Here is an 8,682-nt window from a genome sequence, read left to right on the forward strand (position 1 = left end):
GGGCGGGTGCGGGGGCCGGAGGGGGCGCCCCCCCGCCCCCCGCCCGGCCCCAGGGCGCTCCCGCCCCCCCCGCGCCCCACCCTTTTCAGGGATTGGCCGGGCCCCCCCCGCTCGGGCCCCCCCCCCCACGCGGGGGTGGGGGCGGCGTTGCCCGCCCCGGGCGCCGGCGCGCCGATGGCCGAGGCCTTCCACTTCCCGCAGGGCGGGCGGATGGAGCGCGCGGATCTGGGCTTGGGCGCCCGCGTGGAGCGGTCGGCGGAGGGGTGGTCGCTGATCCTGTCCAGCCGGCGCCTCGCGCGCTCCGTCCACATCGAGGATGACGCGTTCCGGGCGGAGGCGGACTGGTTCCATCTGCCGCCGGGAGGAGAACGCCGGGTGAGGCTGGTCCCACGCCACCCTGGCGCGGCGGTGCCCGATGGCGAGATCCATGCGTTGAACGGCCTGGATCCGACCCGCTACCGGGGGGTGGCATGACGTCCGATCCGTCTGTGCCCGTTCTGTTTGACGGCTGCTTCGGCTGGTTGCATCCGGCGGCCGGGCGCCGCGGTGTCGTGCTGTGCGCCCCCTACGGTGGGGAGGCGTTGGCCACCCACCGGGCGTGGCGCCGTTTCGCCGAACGCTTGGCTGCGGCCGGGTCGCCGGTGCTGCGCTTCGATTATCCCGGCACCGGAAACAGCGTCGGTGAGGAGGGCGATCCGTCCCGCCTGGACGCATGGCTCGGCGGCATCCGTGCCGCGGCCGCCCATTTGCGCGCCGTCACGGGGGTGGCGGAGGTTGCACTGGTCGGGTTGCGGCTGGGCGCGCTGCTGGCCGCGGCAGCGTCCCGCGACGTGCGAGCGGACGCTCTGGTCCTGCTGTCTCCCTTCCCTTCGGGCCGAGCATTCCTGCAGGAGTTGCGGGCCATGGCCCTGCTCGCCGCGCGGCCGGCGGATGCCCCGCCCGCGGTGGGGCCGGAGGGGATCGACAGCGCCGGGTTCCGCCTGACTCCGGAGACGGCGGAGGCGCTGCGGGGGCTCGACCTCGCGCGGATGATGGAAGCCCCGGCGCGGCGCGTGCTGATCCTCGACCGCCCGGAGGGCCGCGCCGCCGCTCTGGCGGAGCGGTTCCGCGCGCTGGGGGCCGACGTCGAGGAGGCGTCCTTCCCCGACCACGTGCGGCTGATGAGCAGCGTCCAGCACGCGGCCCTGGACTGTTCGGCCTTCGCGCGGGCGGCGGCCTGGCTGGCGCCGGACTTGGTGCCGGGAGTGGCGCGCGCCGGGCCGGGCCGAACGATGGAAGCGTCCGCTCCCCGCCTGCGCGTTCCCGATGCGGTGGAACGCCCGCTCCGCTTCGGTCCCGACACGGGCCTGTTCGGGATTCTTTGCGAACCGGCGACCGCCACGGCCATCGAGTCGCCCGCCGTTCTGCTGCTGAACAGCGGCGCCACGCCTCACACCGGCACCGGGCGCATGTCGGTGCGGCTGGCCCGGCGTCTGGCGGCGCGGGGGATCGCCTCGCTGCGCATGGATCTGGGCGGGCTGGGGGACAGCGCGTCGAAGCCCGGCCGCCGCGATGGGCTGATCTATTGCCGGGACATGGTGGAGGACGCGCAGGCCGGGCTGGACGCCCTGGCGGCGGCGGGGCATGGCGCCGCGGTCGCCGTGGGGCTGTGCGCCGGGGCGGCGGTCGCGCTGCGGGTGGCGCTGGCCGACCCGCGGGTCGCCGGGTTGGCGCTGGTCAATCCGGGTCGCTTCGTGCTGGGTGACGGGGTGACGCAGGAGGAGGCCATCGGCAGCGCGGTCAAGCCGGCCACCGCCTATCTTCCCCGCCTGACCGAGCCGGCGGTGTGGCGGGCCATCCTGCGCCAGGACCGCAAGGCGTCGCGCGTCGCCCGCGGCCTTTCGGAGCGCGCGGCCCGCCGCCTGCGCATCGGGGCCGGGCGGTTGCGCGCCGGTCTGACAGGGCGGGGCTACGCCCACGACGATGTGCTGCACGCCTTCCAGGCGTTGTGCGACCGCGGAGTCCGCACGCTGATGGTGCACAGCGTGGGCGACGTGACGCTGGGCGAACTGGAGGCGCAGGCCGGGGCGGACGGCGGGCAGCTGCGCCGGATGGGGGGGCTGAGGATGGAGCGCCTTGCCGGAGCCGATCACAGCCTGATGGAGCGCGCCGCGCGGGAGCGCTTTGCCGACCTGCTGGATGACCTGCTGGACCGCATCGGCACGGGCGCGGCGGATGTCTTGCGGGGGAAAGGCCCCGGCCCACCGGAAGGGACCGGGGCCTTTCGCGTCAATCACGCGACGGGAAATAGCCCAGCATGAAGATGAAGAAGAACAGCGACTGGTAAGGCTGCAGGTTGTTGAGGGGGATCGGACTGGAAACGACGCCGCCGCCCGGGCTCACCGCCACGGTGGCGCCCGTGGGACCGCCGCTGACCGTGCCCTGCGTGGAGAGCGCGCCCGTGAGCGAGCTTCCGGTCGGCGGCGTCGGCAGGCTGGAGGCCGGGATGTACGGCCCGTCGAGGGTCACGCCGAGTCCGGGTTCAGTGAGCAGTTGCCCGCCCAGCACGGCGGGAATGGCGGAAGGGCTGTTGCTGGTGCCGACGGCGGGGTTCAACGGCACGGTGACCGTTCCGCTGAAGGGCACACTGCCGCCCGTGCTGCCGCCCTGGAATGACGTGGCGTGGGTGTGCGCCGGCAGGTTGGCGCCGTTGATCGTTGTGAACTGTGCGCCGCCTGAATTGCCGGTGTTGATCGTGGAACCGGTGTAGGGGCTGGTCCCCGGCCCCACCATCACGCGGCCGCGCAGGTCGGGCAGGTTGAACGTCTGGGCGTTCTGCCCACTGCCGAAGGCGCCGGCCGTAACCGCCCACAGGGCTTGGTATTGCGCGCTGTTGACGGGCTGTCCCAGACATTGCTGCGTGTTCACCGGGGCAAAACTGCCGGCGAATGGAAAAACGGTACCCAGGTAGAAGTCCATGGCGAGATCTCCGGTGGATTCGATGCGCTGGAACGGACGGTGCGCGGCACTGTGCGATGAAGCCGCGGGGTGAGGCGTGGCGGCCGGACTCAGTTCAGGATCAATTCGAAACAGCCCCGGTCGGGGTCGCGCGGGATGATGCGCACGATGTAGAAGGGGCCCAGCGGTCCCATCGTCGGATGGTCGATCTGGAAGTAGCCGTTCCACAGCTGGCTTGGGCCGTAAGTTTCGAACAGAGCCGAAAAGGACGTGCGCTTCGCCCAGCGCGGCGTGCACTCCGGACGTTCCGTCAGCTTCGTCAACTCGACTTCCGTGATCACGGACCCATCTTCCGGGGCCAGGAAACGGAACGTCTGGCCGAGATGCGGGGTGAACATCTCGTGAGACATGGTGGCGATGTCGATGGTCATCTCAAAGGTCCGGTCTGAGGGTCTGGAGTTTCGGCTGATGGTCCGAGCATGAAAGGCCAACGCGCCGCGTCCGTCCATCCGGTGTTCGACGATCGGGGGATCGCTCCCGATCAGTCGCGCATCGGGAAGATGCCGCTGGTGATGATCAGCATGGTCAGCGCCACATAGGGCTGCATGTTGTTCACCGGAGTCGGGTTGGTGACGCCGCCGCCCGCCGCAACGCTCACCGTGCCCGTCAACCCGCCCATCGTGACGGTGCCGGAGGCCGAACCGACCAGCGCCGAGCCGTTTGGCGCGGTGCCGGAGCTGTAGGGACCGTCCAGAGTGACGCCAAGGCCGGGCTCGGTGAGCTGGAGCGCGCCGAGATAGTTGTTGCCGCCCGCCGGGGTGCTGCTGCCGCCGACGACGGTGCTCACCGGGATGGCCGCGGCGGCGGAGACCGTCGCGTTGGTGCTGCTGCCCGACGGCGTGAAGGTCGCGGCGTGCGTGTGCGCCGGCAGGTTCTGCAAAGTGATCGTGGTGTTCGCGACGCCGCCGAAGTTCCCCGGATTGAGCGTCTGGTTGTTGAGGTAGGGGCTGGAGCCCGAACCGATCATGACGCGACCGCGAAGATCCGGCAGGTTGAAGTTGGTCGTGCCGTTGCCGCCATACATCGCGCCGGTGATGGCGAACAGCGCCTGGTTCTGGCCGACCTGCATCTGCTGCCCCAGGCACTGGGCCGTGTACTGGGGGGCGTAGGCGCCGGTGAACGGGATGACCAGGCCGAGGTAAACTTCCATGGCGAAACCTCCTGTGTATGAAACCGGTTGCGGCGGACTGTGGCCAGCGCCCCCCTAAGGACGTGCTACGCCGCCGAATGTGATAGAAAGCATACCGAAATATTCTCCTGAGCGGTTAGGGCCTAGGCAATAAACGATACAAAAAGTTACTTTTTCCGACTGTTATCGTTGTTTGCCGACCTTCCGGTTGCATATTTCTGTATGTGTTTGGCCGATGCCACCGGATCGGCGCCGCCGCGTCACGCGGTTCGCCGAGGGTTGGCCCCTTTCCTTCCATGGCCATTCCATACCGGACCAACGCCGAACCGGACGACTCGCATGGCGTCCGTCGCCATGGTGGTCCGCAGTGGCGATTCTTGCGTCGGGCCCGCATCTTCGGCTATTCAGGACGCACGCTTGTGCTACCGGAAGGGGTGTGGCCGATGGCCGTTCTGAATGGGTCGCTGCCGCTGCTCGGCGGGTTGACGGTGCGGTTTCCCCGCCCTTCGGACGACGACTTCCTGATGGGCCTCTTCATGGACGCGCGTCCCTGGCTGGCCAAGGCGCATCACGACCGCGACTTCATCCGGACACTCTACGAACAGCAGTACGGCGCACGGCGGATGGGCCAGGAAAGCCGCTATCCGGAGCATCTGGATTTCGTCATTGAGAAGACGGGCCAGCCGGTGGGGCGGATCGTGATGGATCTGGGCCGCTACGACTGGCGGGTGTCGGAGGTGGAGATCCACCGTCTGGCCCGCGGCAAGGGCATCGGCACCGATCTGCTGCGCAGCTTCCAGGGGACCGCGGCGCAAATGCGCATTCCGATCACGTTGTCGGTGGCCGAGGTGGACACGCGCGTCCACTGGTTCTATTTCCGGTTGGGCTTCGATCTGCTGGCAAAGACGTCGCCATCATTGGAACTGATCTGGCTCCCGCCCGGTCATCCTGGCATCCAGCATCTGCCGCCGCAAATCCTGCCGGCCCAGATGCAGCAGGGCGGCGCCTCCTGACTGTGAACGCCCGAGGAAGCGGGCGGGCGGTCAACTGGCCTTCGGTGCGGTAAAGACTTGCCAAGCCTGTGACATCGGTGCGCGACGCTATGCACGCGAATGCTTGGCTTCGCCTTGCCATGCGCTCGCTGAGAGCGAAACGTCGGTGTGAAAAACATACCAACATATGCGTCCGTTTCAGCAATGAAATGCAGAACGCGACGCGAAAACAAATGCATCAAATTACGACACGCTGCTCTCTCCGATGATGCGAATCAATGCAAATCGGCCACCCCTTTTGCCGACTGAATAGACTGATGCGCTGTCAAAGACTGTGAAAAGGTGGTACGCTCCCGCATGCTATTCACCTTTTGGTGACCGCTTTGGACGTAGGGTCGGGCGGTGTTGCGTATGGCGGGAGACTGGCGATGGCGCGCAAGCGTGGTTCGAACGGCAATGGCGTGAAAGGGCATTCCGGCAAGACGCGCAAGCCGTCCTCATCGATGTTCGCGATGGCTCTTGAACCGCGCTTCATGTTCGACGCGGCGGGCGCCATCACGGCCGCCGAGGTCCATCAGCAACCCGATCAGCCCTTGCCGGGGGACAAGGGTGCCGGCAAGGCCCCCGACCCTGACAAGCTGGTCGATTGGGCCATCAAGGAGTCGACCGTTCCGGCTGCGGCGGCGTCCCCGGCCGCCTCTGCTCCGCCACTCACCGAACCGGCGGCGGTTACGGCGCGGCTCGCCCAGATCCAGGGATCGGTCCGGTCGGTGGTGTTCGTCGACACCGCCGTGCTCGATCACCAGACGCTGCTCAAGGACATCGCCCCCGACGCCAAGGTCGTCCTGCTCGACTCCCAGCAGGAGGCGCTCGGCCAGATGGCGAAAGCGCTGTCCGGGATGTCCGGCCTGGATTCCGTCCAGGTCATCAGCCATGGCGGCGAGGGCCATCTCTACATGGCCGGGCGCGTCTACTGGACATCGGGGCTCGCCAACCGCGCCGCCGATTTTCAGACGATCGGCGCCGCGCTGCGGCCCGGCGGCGACCTTCTCTTCTACGCGTGCAACGTTGGGGCGGGAGAGGCCGGCAAGGAGTTCGTGGAGACGGTCCACCGGCTGACCGGCGCCGATGTCGCCGCGTCCAGCGACGACACCGGCAGTGGTGTGGGCAAGAATTGGACCCTGGAGGTGAAGTCCGGTTCGATCGAGGCGTCGGCCCCCTTCGCGGCGGCGTCGATGGAGGCCTTCTCCGGCACCATGACGGCATTGACGGTCACGTCCGCTACCGGCAATTCGACGGTCAGCGGGTCTTTCGCCAACGTAATCACGAACGCCACTGATGGGGCTGCGGTTATATTTGATCCCACTCTGAAAGGGTCCACCGTGTCGCTGGAAACCAGCGGCGCCGGCGCCATGCTCAGCATTTCCAACAAGTCCCTGGCCATCAATGGTGACATCGACGGTGACCGGATCGCGGATGTCGTTATCAGCGGCGACAAGAGCGGTACTGGAGTTGGAAGCACGGGAACGGAAGACTACGGTGGGCTGAGCTTCAGTGGGAGCGGCAAGACGTTCAATGTCCAAAACCTGGTCTTCGAGAGATTTTACACTGCAAGCCCTGTTCAAGGCGCGCTGTCCCTTATCAACGGAACGATGGTTGCCGACGGTGTCACCATCCGCTACAGCCTTGGCAACGCCATCGGGACATCCACAGGCACCGGTGTGTCACTTACCGTCCGAAATTCTTTCATTCATGATAATAGAAGCCAAGTAACCAACAATATTGCATTCGCTCCTCTGCGGATCTTGGCACACACGACGCTTGTTGAAAACACAGTTGTTGTGAACAACGAATATTCAATGGCCTCAAACTCGGCCACCTATGCCGGCGGTTCGATTTCCTTTATGGGAACAACTGCCTATACCGCAACCATCCTAAACTCCACTATTGCAAACAATACGGTGGTCAACACCGTCCCCGGAGCGTCCTTGTTTTCGACGGCCGGCATTGGCTCTGGCGCAGCCGGCGCCGGCTTGGCAGTAACCGTCAGAAACTCGATCATTGCCGGAAACACGGGCAGCAGCAACAATGTGACCTTCACCAACCCCAATCAGATCAACAACACGAGCAGTGGCACTTTGACCGCGGGCTCGGAAAATTATATCGGCTCCCTTGGCGGTGCAGCAACATTCAACGATGTTGCCAATCGTGACTATCGCCCGGCTGCGAACGCGACATCCTTTATAAATGCAGGGGACAACACTTCCGCATCCCTTTATGCGTCCACGGGGTTTGACTTTCGCGGCATGGACCGCATCCGCGACGGCGCGCTCGACATCGGTGCCTATGAGGTGCACTGGAACGTGGGCGAACCGTCCGTTGATCTGAACGGCGCGGGCGCCGGCAACGGGGAGTCCGTCACCACCTCCACGCCCGCATCCGGCGTGCTGATCGCCCCGGACGCCGTCCTGACCCAGACCGACAGCGACACCCGCCTGCTCGGCGCCACCATCACACTGTCGGGCACCTCGGACGGTGCGGCGGAAGTGCTGAGCATGCTTTCTGCTTCCGTGGATACGGCGAGAGGCTACGGCATCAGCGTCACCGGCAACGACTCGGCCACGATCACGCTGAGGGGTGCGTCGGATCTGGCGAATTATCAGGCGGTGATTCGGCTGATCCAGTACAAAAACACAGCCGGCAGCGTCACCGCGGGCACCCGCACCGCCACGGTCACCGTCAACGACGGCGAAACGACCAGCACCGCGCGGACCAGCCAGATCACTCTTGGGGGCTCCTCCTCCAACGGAGCGCCGGTGAACACGACGTCGCCGAGCGTGACGGGCACGGCGACGGTTGGCAACACGCTGACCAGGGGGGACGGTGTCTGGACCGATCCGGACGGCGACCCGCTGAGCTACACGTACCAATGGTACCGGGCCGACGATCCCAACGGCACCAACGCCGCCTCGATTGCCGGAGCGACGAGCGCCAACTACACGCTGACCACGTCGGACGCGCACAAGTACCTGCGCGTGGCGGTGATCGCCAACGACGGCAACTCCAACACCACGACCGCCTATTCCGCCTACACCGCCGTCCTCAACAGCGTGCCGGTGAACAGCGTGGTGCCGAACGTGACGGGTACGGCGACGGTGGGCAACACGCTGACCACGACGGACGGCACCTGGAGCGACGCCGACGGTGACAACCGGAACTTCACCTACCAGTGGTACCGGGCCGACGACAACAGCGGCACCAACCTCGCCTCGATCAGTGGGGCGACCAGCTCCAGCTACACGCTGGCGGCGGGCGATCTGAACAAATACCTGCGCGTGGTGGTGACGGCCAACGACGGCAATGGCGGCACGCAGACGGCGACATCGGCTTATTCGTCACAGGTGGCGGGGGTGGGCAACGGAGCGCCGGTGAACACCACGTCGCCGAGCGTGACGGGCACGGCGACGGTAGGCAACACGCTGACCAGGGGGGACGGTGTCTGGACCGATCCGGACGGCGACCCGCTGAGCTACACGTACCAGTGGTACCGGGCCGATGACGTCA

At 66.8% G+C, this 8,682-nt stretch carries 7 protein-coding genes; 4 read left to right on the plus strand and 3 right to left on the minus strand.

Annotated features, from left to right (window positions below):
• Positions 1-147: 147 nt before the first annotated feature.
• Positions 148-474 carry a glycoside hydrolase family 2 protein gene (locus GBZ26_RS23640; protein ID WP_174440950.1) on the plus strand — a complete coding sequence of 109 codons (327 nt, stop codon included), beginning with the start codon at positions 148-150 and terminating at the stop codon, positions 472-474.
• A 14-nt stretch (positions 475-488) separates the two neighbouring features.
• Positions 489-2,300, plus strand: coding sequence for an alpha/beta fold hydrolase (locus GBZ26_RS23645; RefSeq protein WP_174440951.1), 1,812 nt, complete (start codon positions 489-491; stop codon positions 2,298-2,300).
• On the opposite strand, the gene GBZ26_RS23650 is transcribed toward GBZ26_RS23645, so the two are convergent.
• From GBZ26_RS23650 to GBZ26_RS23660, 3 genes are all read right to left on the minus strand, one after another.
• Positions 2,269-2,958 carry a phage tail protein gene (locus GBZ26_RS23650; RefSeq protein ID WP_174440952.1) on the minus strand — a complete coding sequence of 230 codons (690 nt, stop codon included), beginning with the start codon at positions 2,956-2,958 and terminating at the stop codon, positions 2,269-2,271. The two genes, GBZ26_RS23645 and GBZ26_RS23650, sit on opposite strands and share 32 nt — an antisense overlap.
• A gap of 89 nt (positions 2,959-3,047) precedes the next feature.
• Entirely contained in the window at positions 3,048-3,368 is a 321-nt protein-coding gene (locus tag GBZ26_RS23655; protein ID WP_174440953.1) for a DUF6916 family protein, read from the minus strand.
• A gap of 110 nt (positions 3,369-3,478) precedes the next feature.
• Positions 3,479-4,147 (minus strand): phage tail protein, encoded by a 669-nt coding sequence (locus GBZ26_RS23660; protein WP_174440954.1) that lies wholly within the window; start codon positions 4,145-4,147, stop codon positions 3,479-3,481.
• Positions 4,148-4,569: 422 nt separating this feature from the next.
• Between GBZ26_RS23660 and GBZ26_RS23665 the strand changes: the two genes are divergently transcribed.
• Positions 4,570-5,139 carry a GNAT family N-acetyltransferase gene (locus GBZ26_RS23665; RefSeq protein ID WP_174440955.1) on the plus strand — a complete coding sequence of 190 codons (570 nt, stop codon included), beginning with the start codon at positions 4,570-4,572 and terminating at the stop codon, positions 5,137-5,139.
• Between the two features lie 407 nt (positions 5,140-5,546).
• On the plus strand, positions 5,547-8,682 hold a 3,136-nt coding region (locus tag GBZ26_RS23670), incomplete at its 3' end, for a DUF4347 domain-containing protein (RefSeq protein WP_174440956.1).

The sequence above is a fragment of the Azospirillum formosense genome (assembly GCF_013340925.1).
GTDB classification, from domain to species: domain Bacteria; phylum Pseudomonadota; class Alphaproteobacteria; order Azospirillales; family Azospirillaceae; genus Azospirillum; species Azospirillum formosense.

Bases quoted from the DNA above. Each gene is read 5' to 3' on its own strand.
- GBZ26_RS23650 (WP_174440952.1), bottom strand. From the start codon at position 2,958: ATGGACTTCTACCTGGGTACCGTTTTTCCATTCGCCGGCAGTTTTGCC.
- GBZ26_RS23660 (WP_174440954.1), bottom strand. From the start codon at position 4,147: ATGGAAGTTTACCTCGGCCTGGTCATCCCGTTCACCGGCGCCTACGCC.
- GBZ26_RS23655 (WP_174440953.1), bottom strand. From the start codon at position 3,368: ATGACCATCGACATCGCCACCATGTCTCACGAGATGTTCACCCCGCAT.
- GBZ26_RS23665 (WP_174440955.1), top strand. From the start codon at position 4,570: ATGGCCGTTCTGAATGGGTCGCTGCCGCTGCTCGGCGGGTTGACGGTG.